This window comes from Verrucosispora sp. WMMA2044, assembly GCF_027497155.1.
GTDB lineage: Bacteria > Actinomycetota > Actinomycetes > Mycobacteriales > Micromonosporaceae > Micromonospora > Micromonospora palythoicola.
Genome location: NZ_CP114913.1, coordinates 406,881 through 422,247, shown reverse-complemented (window position 1 = coordinate 422,247; position 15,367 = coordinate 406,881). Strand labels below are relative to the sequence as shown.

The window sequence follows — 15,367 nt, the reverse complement described above, 5'->3', positions numbered from 1 at the left end:
GCTTCACCGGGGCTCCGGTGAGGAAGCGAGCAGACCCATGTACTTCACCGACCGGGGCATCGAGGAACTGGTCGAGCGGCGCGGCGACGAGCAGGTCAGCCTGGAGTGGCTGGGCGCGCGGCTGCGTGACTTCGTCGACCTGAACCCGGAGTTCGAGACCCCGATCGAACGGTTCGCCACCTGGCTGGCCCGGCTCGACGACGAAGACGACGACTGATCACCGTGCCAGCCATCGGGCCGGACGGCCGACGCGCCCGGTCGTGGCGTCGACCGCTGTCGAGGCCGACCGGCGCCCCGGGGTGCCGACGGAGGGTCGTGGCGACCGGGTTCGCCCTGGCGTTGCTGCTGGCTGGTTGTGCCGACCAGCCCGCACCGCCTCGGGTGACCGACCCGGTCGGCTCCGCGCCACCCCTGCCCTCGGTGTTCTATCTCGACCCGGCCAATCCGGCCGAGGTGGAGGCGCAACAACGCGCGGCCCGGGGTGACACGGCCGCAGCGGAGACGCTGCGCACGATCGGCAGCCGACCGAGCGCGAAGTGGCTCACCGGTGGTCCGGCCCGCGACGAGGTCGACGCGTTCCTGGGTCAGGCCGCGATCGCGGGCCAGACACCCGTGCTGGTGTTGCACAACGTGCCGCAACGCGACTGCGGCCGGCAGGGCGAGGGGGGCGCCCGTACCGGCGCGGAGTACCAGGCGTGGATCCGCGATGTCGCGGCCGGTGTCGCCGGCCGTCCGGTGATCGTCGTTCTCGAACCGGGTGCGCTGCCCGACGCGGTGGCCGGCTGCGTCCGGGACGCCGCCGGCCGGCTCGCCCTGCTGCGCGACGCGGTCACCGTGCTCGCCAGCACCGGCACCGCCCGGATCTACCTCGATGCCGGGCATCCGGGGTGGATCCGCGACGTCGAGGCGTTGGCGGCGGCACTGCGCCAAGCCGGCGTGGACCAGGCCGACGGGTTCGCACTCAACGTGGCGAACTTCGTCCGCACCACGGACAACGTCAGCTACGGCCACCGGATCTCCGACGCGCTCGGCGGTGACACCACGTTCGTCATCGACACCAGCCGTAACGGCAACGGCCCCTACCCGGCCGAACGCGTCGGCGGTGCGCCGAGCTGGTGCAATCCGCCGGGCCGGGCGATCGGCGAGGAACCCACCGCCGACCCAGGCCTGTCCCGGGTGGACGCCCTGCTCTGGATCAAGTTCCCCGGCGAGTCCGACGGCGACTGCCGTCCCGGCGAACCCCCCGCCGGCCAGTTCTGGCCCACCTACGCCATCTCACTCGCCCACCCCGGACAACCCCGTTGATCATGAGGTTAGCGGCGGCGAAACGGACAAAATGCCCCGCTAACCTCATGATCAATGAGAGCTGGTGGGGGTTGGGGTGGGGGGCAGGCCGGTGCGGCGGAGTTTTTGCCAGCCTAGGCGGCCGCCGGTGAGGGCGGTCGTGACCGACTGGATCATCACCAGGTACATCAGCTGGCGGTAGACGAACTGCTGCAACGGCAGCACCCACAGCACGCTCAGCTTCTCCCGATCGAGGCGGAACGCGACCACGGCGGTCAGCGTCTGCAAGGCGAGCATGACCAGCCAGGCCACCGCCGTCGCGGTCCGGTCGAGGAAGAACAGGCCGTAGAGCGCGAGGAGGTCGATCACCGGTGCCAGCAGCGGCAGCAGCACCCCGAACAGGCTCAGGAACAACAGGCAGCGACGGGTGAATCGGCCGGAGGCGCCACGGTCGACAAGCGAACGCCGATGTTTCCACATCGCCTGCATGGTGCCGTAGCTCCACCGGTACCGCTGCTTCCACAACTGCCCCAGCGTCGCCGGGGCCTCCGTCCACGCCCGGGCCGTCTCCTCGTAGACCACCTTCCAGCCGGCACGGCCGAGCGCCATGGTGACGTCGGTGTCCTCGGCCAGCGTGTCGTCGGTCAGGCCACCGGCGTAGCGCAGCGCCTGCCGGCGGAAGGCGCCGATGGCCCCGGGCACGGTGGACATGCAGCGCAACGTCTCGTACAGCCGGCGGTCGAGGTTGAAGCCGATGACGTACTCGATGTGCTGCCACTTGGCGATCAGGCTGTCCCGGTTGCCCACCTTGACGTTGCCGGCCACCGCGCCGACCTGCGGATCCGCGAAGGGTTGGACGAGCCGTCGCACCGAGTCGTGCTCGAACACGGTGTCCCCGTCGACCATTACGATCAGTTCGTGCCGGGCCAGCGCGACCCCGGTGTTCAGCGCGCTCGGCTTGCCGCCGTTGGCCTTGCGGACGACCCGGACGTTCGGCAGCCGCAGCGCCTCGACGATCGCCGCCGTGCCGTCGGTGGAACCGTCGTCGACGACGATCACCTCGATGCCGCCCGGATGGTCGCCACCGGCCAGCGAGCGGACGGCCGCGGCGATCCCCTCCTTCTCGTTGTACGCGGGCACGATCACCGAGACCGGCTCGGTCACCGGCGGCCCCCAGGCCCAGTCGGGGGCGCGGCGTCGCCGGGCGTGCCGGCCGGCGAGCACCAGCAGCAGGACGGTACGAGCCACCGTCAGCGCGCCCACCGCCAGGAAGATGAACCCGAGCCAGCCCAGCGTCCGGTCCGCGCCCTGCACCCCCCAGATGAGCATCCGGCCGCGCCAGCGTTCCCCGGTGCTGGCCGGCTGACCGGCGTCGACCCGGTGGTCCACGCCGGCCTCGGCGAGCGCGAGGTTCAGGCCACCGGTGACGGTGACGAAGCGGTAGCCGCGCTCCTTCAGCAGCGGGATGAACCGGTCGAGCGCGGCGACGGTCTGCGCCCGTTCGCCGCCCGCGTCGTGCCAGAGTGTGATCGCGCCCGAGTATCCGGGCGGCGTGGCGTTGGTGACGATCTGGTCGACGCCGGGCAGCGCCCAGTCCCGGCTGTCGGTGTCGTTGAGCACGTTGAGGTAACCCAGCTCGCCGGCCTGGGCGAACACCGGCCAGTCCAGATCGTTGATGGCCTGGGCGTAGGAGGAGTACGGGAACCGGATCAGCGAGGTACGGACGCCGGCCGCGCTGGCGATGGCCAACTGGGTCTGGGTGTACTCCATCCGGCGTCGCCAGTCGGGCAGGACGGCCAGGTCCGGGTGCGTGAAGGTGTGCACACCGATCTCGTGGCCGTCGGCGGCCAGTTCCCGAACCAGCTCCGGGTGGCGGGCCACCTGCGAACCGACCACGAAGAAGGTCGCCGGCACCTGATGGGCGGCCAGCACCCGCAGCACCTCGCGGGTCCAGACCGGGTCGGGACCGTCGTCGAAGGTGAGCGCGACGGTGCGCGGGGGCAGTCGGTACGACCGGGTCAGCCCACCGGTGCTGCTGATGATCGGACCACCGGCGACCACCGCCGTCGGCACCGCACGCTGCCCGTCGTTGCTGGCCTGACGATCCGGCGCGAAGGACGCGTTGGCGTACGCGCCGACGAGCAGCACGGCGGCGAGCACCGCGCAGAGTACGCCGAGAAGGGTCCAGCTCGGCGGTGGCACGACCCGCCGACCTCGCACCGCCCGGCGGGACCGGCGCGCCGGCAACTCAGTCATCGGCCGGGGCGGCTTCGTCGGCACCATCCGACGGGTCGACGCTCGGCGACGCCGGTGCCGTGGTGGACGGCTCGACGCTGGGAGTGGCCGCCGGTGTGGTCGACCGGGAGGGTCGCGGTGACGCCGGTGGCGACGACGAGACACGGCTGGGTGGTGCCGGGATGCTTGTCGTCCTGGCTGCCCGGGTCGGGGTGGCCTGCGGGCGCGGCGCACCACCGCCCGTGGTACGGGAGGCGGCCGTGCTCGGCGGCGCCTCCGCGGCGGGGATCGACGGGGCCGGTGGCGGTTGCCAGGGCCGGCGGGTCGGCTCCACGAAGGGCAGCACCCTGTCGGCGTTCACCGGGCCGCCCGCGAAGCTCGCCACGACCAGGCCGGTGTAGAGCAGACCCACCAGACCCAGGGCGTACCCGATCCAGCGCAAGCGGCGCCGGCGCCGGCCGCTCGGGTCCACGAAGACCGGCGGCGACTGGGGTACGGCGGCCATCACGGTGGTGGGGCTGTCTCCCGGCAGCACCACCGTGGCCGCGTCCAGCACGGCCGGCTGCACCACCGTGGCCGCGTCCAGTACCGACGGCTGCACCACCGTGGCCGCGTCCAGTACCGACGGCTGCACCACCGTGGCCGCGTCCAGTACCGACGGCTGCTCCACCGTGGGTGCGTCCACCACCCGTTGCGTGACCGTCGGCGACTCCAGCACGACCGGCTGCACGAGGGTCGGGGCATCCAGCACGACCGGCTGTACCGCCGCAGGCGCTTCCGGTGCGGCCGGCCGCACCGCTGTCGAGGCCACTGCCACGGCGGGCGGTGCCATCGTCGGCGGCTCCGCGGGCCCTGGCGTCGCGGCCGGTTCGGCGGCTGTGGGTCGCTCGACGCCCCATCCGCCGTTGGCCGTATCGGCGCTGGTCAGAGGGTCCGCAGTCATGGCCGGGAGTCTAGGAGTGAACAATCCTCGGCTTCCTCCGGGAGCCCGGCGGTGGGACGGACATCCCAGTTCACCGCACGAGCACCCGAGCCGGCGTGAGCGTCGACTCGCAGAGGGTGAGCATCACCTCCGCCGGTGGGCGGCCGGTTGCGTCGACCCGGCTCCCCGGGCTCGTCGAAACCGGCCGCGAGCAGGTCGAACGTACCGGCGGCGCTCGTGCCGGCGGTCGTACCGACCGGATGGTCCGGCGTCCGCCCCTGGGCGGTCGGGTCGAAATAAAGATCTTCCTGGCCGAGCCGGAGGCCAGCCGTGCGCTCGTCGGACGGGCGGTCACCGGACGGCCCGGGTGGGCGGGTCCGAGGACCCACGCGAGAACCACCCTGATCTTGTAGCGTGAGTGCCGTGGCCCGGAGCGTTTACCTGACCAGTGTCGGCTCGGGCGGGGGGAAGTCGACGATCGCCCTCGGCCTCGCCGAGCTGCTGTCCCGACAGGTCGGCGGGATCGGCGTGTTCCGGCCGCTGGTCGCGCAGGATCGCCCCGACCCGATCCTCACCCTGCTCAGCGAGCGTTACCGGGTGGGCCTACCGGTGGCGGAGCTGAACGGCACCACGTACGCCGAGGCCACCGCCCTGGTCGCCGACGGTCGTCGGGAGGAACTGATCTCCCGGATCGTCGAGCGTTACCGGGAGGTGGAGCGGCGGTTCGCGGCGATGGTCGTGGTGGGCAGTGACTTCGCCACCGCCGGTGACACCGCCGGCCCTCGCGAGCTGGCCTTCAACGCCCGGCTGGCCACCGAGTTCGGCAGCGTCGTGGTACCGGTGGTCGACGGCTACGGACAGCAGCCGTCGGCGATCGCCGCGGCCGCCCGAGGCGCCTACCACGACCTCGCGGACCTCGGCGCGACCGTGCTCGCGGTGCTGGCCAACCGGGTTCCGGGGGCGATGTCGCTGCCCCCGTTGCCGGTCCCCGCGTACGCCATCCCGGAGGTGCCGAGCGTGTCCGCACCGACGGTGGCGGAGGTGGCGGGCGCGTTGGGTGCCACGCTGCTGGCCGGAGACGAGACCGCGCTCGCCCGTGACGTGCTCGACTACGTCGTCGGTGCGGCGCACGTGCCGACCCTGCTGGAACACCTGACCGAGGGCGCACTGCTGATCATGCCCGGTGACCGGGACGATCTGCTGGTGGCGGCGAGCGCCGCGCACGTGGCCGGGCAGGTGTCGCTCGCCGGGTTGGTGCTCACCCTCGGGGTGCCGCCCGACCCTCGGGCGATGCGTCTGGTGGAGGCACTGAACGCCCGACTCGCGGTGCTCTCGGTAACCAGCGACAGCTATCACACGGTGGCCGCGTCGAGCCGGATCGAGGGCCGGCCCAGCACCGGGAACCCCCGGAAGGTGGAGGCCGCGCTGGGCGCCTTCGAGGCGCACGTGGACACCGTCGAGCTGGCCGGCCGACTCCGGGTCAGCCGGTCCGCTCGGGTCACTCCGTTGATGTTCGAGTACGACCTGATCGACCGCGCCCGGGCCGGACGGCGACATCTGGTACTGCCGGAGGGCACCGAGGAACGGATCCTGCGCGCCGCCGAGATCCTGTTGCGCCGGGGAGTCGCCGACCTGACCCTGCTCGGGCGGTCGGACGAGGTTGCCCGGCGGGCCCGGGAGCTCGGGTTGGACATCGGCGAGGCCCGGGTGGTGGACCCGGCGAGCAGCCCATGGCGCGACGAGTTCGCCGAGGCGTACGCGAAGCTGCGCGCGCACCGGGGCGTCACCGCCGAACTGGCGCACGACATCGTCGCCCAGCCGAACTACTTCGGCACCATGATGGTGTGGGCGGGCCACGCCGACGGCATGGTCTCCGGCGCCACGCACACCACGGCGGCGACCATCCGGCCGGCCTTCGAGATCGTCAAGACCACGCCGGAGGTCTCCGTCGCCTCGAGCGTCTTCTTCATGCTGCTCGCCGACCGGGTGCTGGTCTACGGCGACTGCGCGGTCAACCGTGATCCGGACGCCGCCCAGCTCGCCGACATCGCCATCTCCTCGGCGGACACGGCGGCGCGGTTCGGCATCGAGCCCCGGGTGGCGATGCTGTCGTACTCCACCGGCGCCTCGGGCGCGGGCGAGGACGTGGAGAAGGTCGCGGCGGCCACCGAGTTGGTCCGGCGACGCCGACCCGAACTGGCCGTCGAGGGTCCGATCCAGTACGACGCGGCCATCGACCCGGCCGTGGCGGCCACCAAGCTGCCGGGCAGCGCGGTCGCCGGCCGCGCGACGGTCTTCATCTTTCCCGACCTGAACACCGGCAACAACACGTACAAGGCGGTGCAGCGCTCGGCCGGGGCGGTGGCCGTCGGGCCGGTAATGCAGGGCCTGCGCCGGCCGGTGAACGATCTCTCCCGGGGGGCCACCGTGCCGGACATCGTCAACACCGTGGCGATCACCGCCATCCAGGCCGCCGCGCTCGCCGAGGTGCCCCGGTGAGCAAGGTGCTGGTGCTCAACAGCGGGTCGTCGTCGGTCAAGTACCGGCTGTACGACGGCGACCGCGTACTGGACCGGGGCACCGTGGAACGGATCGGCGAGCCCGGCGGCGGTCCGAGCGACCACACCGGCGCGATCCGGCAGATCCTGGACGGCCTGGACCTGACCGGCCTCGCCGTGGTGGGGCACCGGGTGGTGCACGGCGGCCGGCGGTTCACCGCACCGACGCTCGTCGACGACGCGGTACTGGCCGCCATCACCGACCTGGTGCCACTGGCTCCCCTGCACAACCCGGCGAACCTCGCCGGCATCGAGGTGGCCCGTCAGGCCCTGCCGGAGGTACCGCAGGTCGCCGTGTTCGACACCGCGTTCCACCACACGCTGCCCGACTCCGCCGCCACCTACGCCATCGACCGCGAGGTCGCGCAGCGGTACTCGATCCGGCGGTACGGCTTCCACGGAACCTCCCACGCGTACGTGTCCCGACGCACGGCGGAGCTGCTGGACCGGCCGTACGAGGAGATCAACACGGTCACGTTGCACCTGGGCAACGGCGCCAGCGCGTGCGCGGTGGCCGGCGGACGAAGCGTCGCCACCTCGATGGGCATGTCGCCGTTGGAGGGCCTGGTGATGGGTACCCGCAGTGGCGACCTCGATCCCACGATCGTGTTCCACCTGCGCCGCGAGGGCGGCCTGGGCGTCGACGAGATCGACGACCTGCTCAACCACCGCAGCGGCCTGCTCGGGCTCAGTGGGGTCAACGACATGCGCGAGCTGCTCGCCCGCCGGGCGGCCGGCGACGAGGCCGCGACGCTCGCCTTCGACGTCTACTGCCGCCGGATCACCGGCTACGTGGGGGCGTACTACGCGTTGCTCGGCCGGGTGGACGCGGTCACCTTCACCGCCGGGGTCGGCGAGCACGCGGCACCGGTACGCACGGCGGCGCTGGCCGGGCTCGACCGGCTCGGCATCACGGTCGACCCGGACCGCAACGAGGGCAGCGGCGACCGGTTCATCTCGCCGGACGGCGCGGAGGTCGCCGTGTGCGTCATCGGCACCGACGAGGAGCGGGAGATCGCCCGCGCCGCCCGGGCCGTGGTCACGGCCCGCAGCTGACGCCCGACCGGTCAGCCGAAGGCGAGCCAGGTGGCGAGGGCGAGCAGCACCGTGGCGATCACGGCCGCGCCGATGATCAGACCGGTACGCGACGCCGCCTCCGCCGGAGCGGCCTCCGGGTTGGCGAAGGCGCGGAACGCCTCGGTGTTGCCGCTCGGGTCGGTGTAGTTCTCAGCCATGCCGGGAACCTTAGCGAAACCGATCCAGCCCTCCGTGCCCCGGACCACCCGCGATCTTGCACTTTCCGTCTCGACAATCATCAGCAAAACCGACATTCATCCGACCAGAAGTGCAAGATCGGCGCGACCGGAACGGCGGTGTCGGAGATCGGGGCGGGCACAATCGGAGCCATGTCGCGTCGTGTCGCCTCCGTTCTGGTCGCCACCAGCCTCCTCGCCAGCGCTCTGGTCGGGTGTTCCACCGACCGTGAGCCCACCGAGGGGGCGGGCGCGCCCACACCTCAGCCCACCGCCTCTGCCGCGCCCTCGGCACCGGCGGTTCCCGCCGGCCGCGCCCCGGCAGACACCTTCGCACTCGGCGTACGGCAGCTGAAGCTGAACCGCGACGGCGACCGACCGCTACCGGTGACGGTCTGGTACCCGGCGGCCGGCCGGGCCGGTGGGCGGCCGGCCAACGGTGCCGAGGCGGCAGACGGGAAGTTCCCGGTCATCATGTTCAGCCACGGCCTGGGTGGCCGTCCCGACGACTACGAGTCGCTGCTGACCCGGTGGGCCTCGGCGGGATTCGTGGTTGCCGCGCCGACCTTTCCGAAGACCTCCCGCGGTGGCGGCGAGAACAACGTGCTCGACGTGCTCAACCAGCCGGCCGACGTGTCGTACGCGCTGACCCGGGTGCTCGCCCTCGACGCCCGCGACGGTGACCCGCTACGCGGGCGGCTGGCCACCGACCGGGTGGCCGCCGCGGGTCACTCGGCGGGTGCGGTGACCACCATCGGGCTGTTCACCGCCGGTCGTGACGAGCGGCTGGCCGCCGGAGTCGTCTTCGCCGGTACCGCCCTGGGGGTGGGCACCGCCTTCGCCGGTGCCGCCGCCCCTCAGATGTTCGTGCACGGCGAGGCCGACGAGGTCGTGCGGTACGCCGCCGGCAAGGCCGTGTACGACAAGGTGCCGTGGCCGAAGGCGATGCTGAGCCTGCCCAACGGCGACCACGGCCGCGCCCTGCTGCGCGGTGAGGGCGCCGCGCTGCGGGTGGTCGCCGACACCACCACCGAGTTCCTGCGCTGGACGCTCTACGGCGACGCCGAAGCCAGAAAGCGCATCCCCACCGCCGCCTCCCGCGACGGCATCGCCACCCTCGACGACCACCTGTAGGCGGCCCGAGGAACTCACGCGGTGTGGTCGACGACCACCTTGCCGAAGACGTCACCGGAGTGCAGCCGGGCGAAGGCGTCGCCGACGCGGCTGAACGGCACCACGCTGTCGATCACGGGGCGCACTTTCCGCTCGGCGCAGAACGCCAGCAGGGCGGCCAGTTCGTCGGGAGTGCCCATCGAGGTGCCCAGGATCTCCAGCTGCATGGCGAAGACCCGGCGCAGGTTGACAGTCGGCTCGTGGCCGGCGGTCGCGCCGGAGACCACGATCCGGGCACCCAGGGCGGCCGACTTCAGCGAGTGGTCGAAGGTGGCCGCACCGACCGTCTCGATCACCACGTCCACCCGTTCGGGCAGCCGCGCACCCGGTTCCACGGCGGTCGCGCCCAGCTCGGCGATGCGTTCGCGCTTGGCGGCGTCGCGGCTGGTCGCGTAGACCCGCTTGCCCATCGCGGCGGCCAGCGCGACGGCCGCGGTAGCCACGCCGCCCCCGGCGCCCTGGACCAGGACGGCCTCGGCGTCGTCGACCCGACCCTTGGTGGTGAGCATCCTCCAGGCCGTCAGCCAGGCCGTCGGCAGGCACGCGGCGTCGGTCGCCAGCAGCCCCGCCGGCAACGGCAGCAGGTTCGACCGGGGTACGGCCACCCGCTCCGCGAGCGTGCCGGGGAAGTACTCGGAGAGGATGGACATCCCGCGCGGGTCGCCAGGTGTCGGCACGACGGGGTACACGACCACCTCGTTGCCGTCCGGGTCCACCCCGGTCGCGTCGCAACCGAGGATCATCGGCAACTGCTCGGCGCGGAGCCCGACGCCGCGCAGTGACCAGAGGTCGTGGTGGTTGAGCGAGCTGGCCGTGACGCGCAGCGTCACCCAGCCGTCGTCGGGCAGGCTCGGCTCGGGCTGTTCACCGACGGTGAGCGCGGCGAGCGGGTCGGCGTCGTCGAAACGGGAGGCGAAGGCGGCACGCATGATCCGCACCGTAACAAGCTGAGCGCCCGTTAAGAAGGGCCCTGTGCACGCGTGGACAGGGCCCTTCTCACAACTCAGGCGCGGGCCACGCCGTCCCGGCGGGCCGCCTCGGCCACCGCGTCGGCGACCGCCGGTGCCACCCGTGGGTCCAGCGGCGAGGGCACGATGGCCTCCGGCGTGAGCGACTCGGCCACCACGGAGGCGATCGCGTCGGCCGCGGCGACCTTCATGGCGTCGGTGATCCGGCTGGCTCGGGCCTGGAGTGCACCCCGGAAGACGCCCGGGAAGGCCAGCACGTTGTTGATCTGATTCGGGTAGTCACTGCGGCCGGTGGCGACCACCGCGACGTGCCGGGCAGCCACCTCCGGATCCACCTCCGGAGTGGGGTTGGCCAGCGCGAACACGATGCCGCCCGGAGCCATGCCGGCGACCGCCCGTTCGGGGATCAGCCCGCCGGAGACCCCGATCAGCACGTCGGCGTCGCGCAGCGCCTCGGTGACGTCACCGTGCCGGCCGTCGGCGTTCGTCAGTTCGGCGAGTTCGGCCTTCGTCCCGGTGAGGCCGGTGCGTTGCCGGGAGATGATGCCCCGGGAGTCGCAGACCACCACCCGCTCCGGGTCCACGCCACCGGCCACCAGCATCCTGGTCACCGCCACGCCGGCCGCTCCCGCGCCGCTGACGGCCACCCGCAGGTCGCCGAGCTTGCGGTTGAGCAGCGTCGCGGCGTTGCGCAACGCGGCCAGTACGACGATCGCGGTGCCGTGCTGGTCGTCGTGGAAGACGGGGATGTCCAGCGCCTCGTCGAGTCGCTGCTCCACCTCGAAGCACCGGGGAGCGCTGATGTCCTCCAGGTTGATGCCGCCGAACGACGGCGCGAGCGCGGTGACCACCGCGACGATCTCGTCGACGTCCTGGGTGGCCAGGCAGACCGGTACCGCGTCGACCCCGCCGAACTGCTTGAACAGCACGGCCTTGCCCTCCATCACCGGCAGCGCTGCGCTCGGGCCGATGTTGCCGAGACCGAGTACGGCCGAGCCGTCGGTGACGACCGCGACGGCGCGCGAGGCCCAGGTGTATTCGTGGGCGAGGTCCGGGTCGGCGGCGATCGCCTCGCAGACCCGGGCCACACCCGGGGTGTACGCGAGGGACAGGTCGTCCCGACTGGTCAGCGGCACGGTCGAGACGACGGCCATCTTGCCGCCGCGGTGCAGTTGGAAGACGGGATCAGCAGGGTCCACGGTGGACGAAGACATGGTGACTCCAGAAGAATCGAGCAACTGGGCCGGCCGGTCGGGCGCACGGTGAGGCGAGCGAGCGGCGGCGGTGCGGGGGGTCACCCGGGCACTTCCGAGCATAGCCACGCTCGGGGGTCCAGTATGTGAGCAGGTTCATAACGGTCTTGGCAGCACCCGGCCGGGCCGGGGCCAGTACCGGGCCACCACCCGGCCCCGCACGTCAGCCACGCCGTACGCGCGGGAGTCGTCGGTGACCAGGCCGTTGTCTCCGGCCAGCCACCAGCCGCCGTCGACGGGGCGGACCGCCCGCTTGACCACCAGCAGGTCCGGTCGACTGCGGAACACCGCGATCACCACGTCACCGGGCCGGGGCGCCCGGCCGCCCCGGCGCACCAGCACCGCGTCGCCGTGGCGCAGCGTGGGCACCATGGAGGGTCCGGTCACCAGCACGGCCGACAGCGGCCACCGCAGCCGGGGCGCGGGCACGGGTTTCACCTCCAGCCGCCTCGGGGACCACCGTCCAGGAGTAATGTCGTCTTGGATCATCGCAAACTTCCCATGGAGGATCCCGATGCGACTTCCACGCATCCTTGCGCCCCGCGTGAGCGCCAGCGCCCACTGCGACCTGCCCTGCGGTGTCTACGACCCCGCGCAGGCCCGCATCGAGGCCGAGTCGGTGAAAATGATCTGCGAGAAGTACCAGGCCAACACCGACCCGGAGTTCCGCACCAGGGCCATCCTGATCAAGGAGCAGCGGGCCGAACTGGTCAAGCACCACCTCTGGGTGCTGTGGACCGACTACTTCAAGCCCCCGCACTTCGAGAAGTACCCGCACCTGCACCAGCTCTTCAACGAGGCCACCAAGCTGGCCGGCGCGGCCGGCGCCAAGGGTGCCACCGACCCGACCAAGGCGGACGAGCTGCTCCAGAAGATCGACGAGATCTCCAAGATCTTCTGGGAGACCAAGCAGGCGTGACGTCGCCCGCGTACGGCACCTGAGGTTGGTTCATCGCGTCGGCGGTCGACGTGTCCCTCGCGGACGCGTCGACCGCCGACGCGTTGGTCCTCGGCCCCGCTCCCGAACGGCGCTCCGATGTGGTTCACCCGTGTCGCTCGCACGCCGCGCTGAGGCGTCATCAACCGTATGGCGGCCCGAGCGGGTAGAGTCCCCGACCGGGGGGATGAGTGGTGACTCAACTGACCGGCCAGCCGACGACCGACGACGACATCGTGCACCTCACCGTGCCCGCGGACGGCGGCTATCTGAGCGTGCTCCGAACCGCCACCGCCGGCCTCGCGGCCCGTCTCCAGTTCGCCCTGGACGAGATCGAGGACCTGCGCATCGCGGTCGACGAGGCGTGCGCGATGCTGCTCGCCATCGCCGCCGCGGATGCCGAGCTGGACTGCCGCTTCTCGGTCACCGAGGACGCGCTCACCGTCGAGGTGACCGTGCCGACGGTGCCCGGTGCCCGGCTGCCGGCGGAGTCGTCGTTCGCGTGGAAGGTGCTCACCGCGCTGACCACCTCGGCGGGGGCGCGGGCGGCCGACGGCCGGGCGACCATCTCGCTGCTCACCCGGCGCGCCTCCGGTTGGTGACCGGGGTCCGGTCAGGTCACTCGAAGCCCAGAGCGCGGGTGGTGGGCGGGCTGACCAGCAACCAGGTGACACCGACGCCGAGCGCGATCAGCGGCACGCCGAGCCAGCCGAGCCCGCCCTGGATCATGAACCAGCCGATCGGCAACAGCATGAGCTGAAGCACGATGGCCGGCGCGCGGGCACCGGCCCGCCGACGCAGCAGTGCGCCGCTCAGCGCCCAGAGGGCGGCCGCGGCACCGATGGCGAAGGCCGTCACCAGCAGCGCCGACGTCAGGTCGGTGGTGGTGGCGGTCAGATCCGCGAAGACAAGCCAGGCGGCGACCAGCCCGACGGCGACCGCCTGGCCGCGCAGTAGCCGCACCGCCAAACGGAGCGTGACGGGGGCCGGGTCGGAGTCGATGGTCACGCGGTCACGATACCGGTGGCGGTGCGGGGTATTGTGCCGCCCATGCGGGCCGTCCTGCTGGTCAATCCGAAGGCCACCACCACCAGTGAGCGTGCGCGTGACGTCCTCGTCCGAGCGCTGCGCAGTGAGGTCGACCTCTCCGTGCGTTACACCCGCCAGCGCGGCCACGCCACCACGCTGGCCCGGGAGGCCGCCGAGGAGGGCGTCGACGCGGTGGTCACCCTCGGTGGCGACGGCACGGTGAACGAGGTGGTCAACGGCCTGATGACCGCGACCACCGCGGGTGGCGCCGAACCGACCGCCGACCGGCTACCCGCCCTGGCCACCGTGCCGGGCGGTTCGACGAACGTCTTCGCGCGGGCCCTCGGCCTGCCCCGGGAATGGCCGGAAGGCGCCAGCATGATCATGGAGGGACTGCGGCTGGGCCGGCGCCGCACGATCGGTCTCGGCCGGGCCGACGACCGCTACTTCACCTTCTGCGCCGGCTTCGGGCTCGACGCGTCGGTGATCCACCGGGTCGAGGAGGCGCGCCGCCGGGGCCGGGTCTCCTCCCCCTCGCTCTACTTCCGGGCCTTCAGCGCGCAGTTCCTGCTGGGCAGCGAGCGCCGGCATCCGGCGATCCAGTTGGAGCGTCCGGGCGAGGCGACCGAGGGTGAGCTGGCCACGATCATCGTGCAGAACACCGCCCCGTGGACGTACGTCGGGGACCGGGAGGTCAACCCGAATCCGGGCGCGTCGTTCGATCTGGGGCTCGACGTCCTGGCCCTGCGCCAGCTAGGCGTTGCCAGCACGACACGCACCGTGACGCAATTCTTCTCGCCGACGCCCGATCCACGCGGTCGCCAGGTGCTGCGGCTGCACGACGTGGCCGAGTTCACGCTGGTCGCGAGCCGTCCGCAGGCGTTTCAGCTCGACGGTGACTATCTTGGCGAGCGGGAAAAAGTCAGATTCACAAGCGTTCCCGCCGCACTCAGAGTAATCTGTTAGGTCTCCGGTACCACCGGGGTGAGGTGGTCGGCGGCACCCCCGGCGCGACGACTGCGACACCCGGGACGGATGCCGGAAATGTCAGCAATGTTCGGCGGACTGTACTATATTGATCCTCGACTGTGGTACGACGGGTAGCCGGAGAGATCTGGAACCCGGACAAATGGGTTGTGGGCTTGCTCACCGTCCGGAGTTTTTCCGAGCGTCACCCTTGACATCGCGTGAGTTCGTGAAAGTATTCACAAGCGAACTTGAGTTACCGGGATATTGCCTGGACATGCTCGGCACGTTGAGCTTTTCCAGCAGGCCCCCGGGGCCAACAGCCTGCTCACGCACTGCCGAAATGGCGGACGCGAACCGTCACCATCGGCAATGCGGATGCATATAGGAAAAGCACCAACAAGCAACATCTGCCACCCATCCAGAATGAGGAGTGTTGCCGCCATGGACTGGCGTCACCATGCTGTCTGCCGCGACGAGGACCCGGAGCTGTTCTTCCCGATCGGGACGTCCGGTCCGGCTCTCCTGCAGGTCGAGCAGGCCAAGGCCGTCTGCCGGCGCTGCTCCGTGACCGACCAGTGCCTGCAGTGGGCGCTGGAATCCGGTCAGGACGCTGGCGTCTGGGGCGGGATGAGCGAGGAGGAGCGGCGCGCCGTCAAGCGTCGCGGCGGCCTCCGGGTGCTGCGCGCTCACTCCGCCTGACCACCACACACGTACGAAGCGAGACGCCCCGGCCGGCTCAGCCCGCCGGGGCGTTCTGCTGCCCGCTCATGATCCCCACAATTTCCT

At 71.7% G+C, this 15,367-nt stretch carries 16 protein-coding genes; 9 read left to right on the top strand and 7 right to left on the bottom strand.

From position 1 onward, the window contains the following. The first annotated feature begins 37 nt into the window (after window positions 1-37). Both O3597_RS01985 and O3597_RS01980 read left to right on the top strand, forming a co-directional pair. On the top strand, window positions 38-217 hold the full coding sequence (locus O3597_RS01985; RefSeq protein ID WP_164447706.1) for a DUF6104 family protein: 180 nt from the start codon (window positions 38-40) through the stop codon (window positions 215-217). A gap of 98 nt (window positions 218-315) precedes the next feature. Beyond that, window positions 316-1,305, top strand: a complete 990-nt coding sequence (locus tag O3597_RS01980) for a glycoside hydrolase family 6 protein (protein ID WP_281603105.1) — start codon at window positions 316-318, stop codon at window positions 1,303-1,305. Window positions 1,306-1,356: 51 nt separating this feature from the next. On the opposite strand, the gene O3597_RS01975 is transcribed toward O3597_RS01980, so the two are convergent. Together O3597_RS01975 and O3597_RS01970 are read right to left on the bottom strand one after the other, a co-directional pair. Continuing rightward, window positions 1,357-3,540: a glycosyltransferase gene (locus tag O3597_RS01975; protein ID WP_281603104.1), complete on the bottom strand. Its 2,184-nt coding sequence runs from the start codon at window positions 3,538-3,540 to the stop codon at window positions 1,357-1,359. Beyond that, a complete protein-coding gene (locus O3597_RS01970) occupies window positions 3,533-4,462 on the bottom strand; it encodes a hypothetical protein (RefSeq protein WP_281603103.1) in 930 nt (309 codons plus the stop codon). Before O3597_RS01970 ends, O3597_RS01975 begins: the two co-directional genes overlap by 8 nt. Before the next feature lie 393 nt (window positions 4,463-4,855). Here O3597_RS01970 and pta point away from each other — a divergent pair, with 393 nt between their 5' ends. Both pta and O3597_RS01960 read left to right on the top strand, forming a co-directional pair. After that, complete coding sequence (gene pta, locus O3597_RS01965) at window positions 4,856-6,940, top strand: phosphate acetyltransferase (protein WP_281603102.1); 2,085 nt, start codon at window positions 4,856-4,858, stop codon at window positions 6,938-6,940. Further along, window positions 6,937-8,055, top strand: a complete 1,119-nt coding sequence (locus tag O3597_RS01960; RefSeq protein ID WP_164447711.1) for an acetate kinase — start codon at window positions 6,937-6,939, stop codon at window positions 8,053-8,055. Before pta ends, O3597_RS01960 begins: the two co-directional genes overlap by 4 nt. A gap of 11 nt (window positions 8,056-8,066) precedes the next feature. On the opposite strand, the gene O3597_RS01955 is transcribed toward O3597_RS01960, so the two are convergent. After that, window positions 8,067-8,234 carry a hypothetical protein gene (locus tag O3597_RS01955; protein WP_281603101.1) on the bottom strand — a complete coding sequence of 56 codons (168 nt, stop codon included), beginning with the start codon at window positions 8,232-8,234 and terminating at the stop codon, window positions 8,067-8,069. Between the two features lie 171 nt (window positions 8,235-8,405). On the opposite strand from O3597_RS01955, the gene O3597_RS01950 reads away from it, so the two are divergent. Beyond that, the gene (locus O3597_RS01950) at window positions 8,406-9,386 is read left to right on the top strand and encodes a chlorophyllase (protein ID WP_164447712.1); all 981 of its coding nucleotides are present in this window, start codon (window positions 8,406-8,408) and stop codon (window positions 9,384-9,386) included. A 14-nt stretch (window positions 9,387-9,400) separates the two neighbouring features. On the opposite strand, the gene O3597_RS01945 is transcribed toward O3597_RS01950, so the two are convergent. The 3 genes from O3597_RS01945 to O3597_RS01935 all read right to left on the bottom strand — a co-directional run bounded on the left by O3597_RS01945 (window position 9,401) and on the right by O3597_RS01935 (window position 12,135). Then, window positions 9,401-10,363 (bottom strand): zinc-binding dehydrogenase, encoded by a 963-nt coding sequence (locus O3597_RS01945; protein ID WP_281603100.1) that lies wholly within the window; start codon window positions 10,361-10,363, stop codon window positions 9,401-9,403. Window positions 10,364-10,428: 65 nt separating this feature from the next. Further along, window positions 10,429-11,607: an NADP-dependent malic enzyme gene (locus tag O3597_RS01940; RefSeq protein ID WP_281603099.1), complete on the bottom strand. Its 1,179-nt coding sequence runs from the start codon at window positions 11,605-11,607 to the stop codon at window positions 10,429-10,431. Window positions 11,608-11,742: 135 nt separating this feature from the next. Beyond that, entirely contained in the window at window positions 11,743-12,135 is a 393-nt protein-coding gene (locus tag O3597_RS01935) for a S24/S26 family peptidase (protein ID WP_281603098.1), read from the bottom strand. A gap of 25 nt (window positions 12,136-12,160) precedes the next feature. Here O3597_RS01935 and sodN point away from each other — a divergent pair, with 25 nt between their 5' ends. Beyond that, window positions 12,161-12,565, top strand: a complete 405-nt coding sequence (gene sodN / locus O3597_RS01930) for a superoxide dismutase, Ni (protein WP_093405250.1) — start codon at window positions 12,161-12,163, stop codon at window positions 12,563-12,565. Window positions 12,566-12,777: 212 nt separating this feature from the next. Then, the gene (locus tag O3597_RS01925) at window positions 12,778-13,185 is read left to right on the top strand and encodes an anti-sigma regulatory factor (RefSeq protein ID WP_164447716.1); all 408 of its coding nucleotides are present in this window, start codon (window positions 12,778-12,780) and stop codon (window positions 13,183-13,185) included. A gap of 16 nt (window positions 13,186-13,201) precedes the next feature. Here the strand turns inward: O3597_RS01925 and O3597_RS01920 are convergent, their stop codons facing one another. Beyond that, window positions 13,202-13,591 (bottom strand): hypothetical protein, encoded by a 390-nt coding sequence (locus O3597_RS01920; protein WP_164447717.1) that lies wholly within the window; start codon window positions 13,589-13,591, stop codon window positions 13,202-13,204. Window positions 13,592-13,633: 42 nt separating this feature from the next. On the opposite strand from O3597_RS01920, the gene O3597_RS01915 reads away from it, so the two are divergent. Together O3597_RS01915 and O3597_RS01910 are read left to right on the top strand one after the other, a co-directional pair. Further along, window positions 13,634-14,578: a diacylglycerol kinase family protein gene (locus tag O3597_RS01915; protein ID WP_164447718.1), complete on the top strand. Its 945-nt coding sequence runs from the start codon at window positions 13,634-13,636 to the stop codon at window positions 14,576-14,578. Between the two features lie 444 nt (window positions 14,579-15,022). After that, window positions 15,023-15,280, top strand: coding sequence for a WhiB family transcriptional regulator (locus O3597_RS01910; RefSeq protein ID WP_007072794.1), 258 nt, complete (start codon window positions 15,023-15,025; stop codon window positions 15,278-15,280). Window positions 15,281-15,367 lie beyond the last annotated feature (87 nt).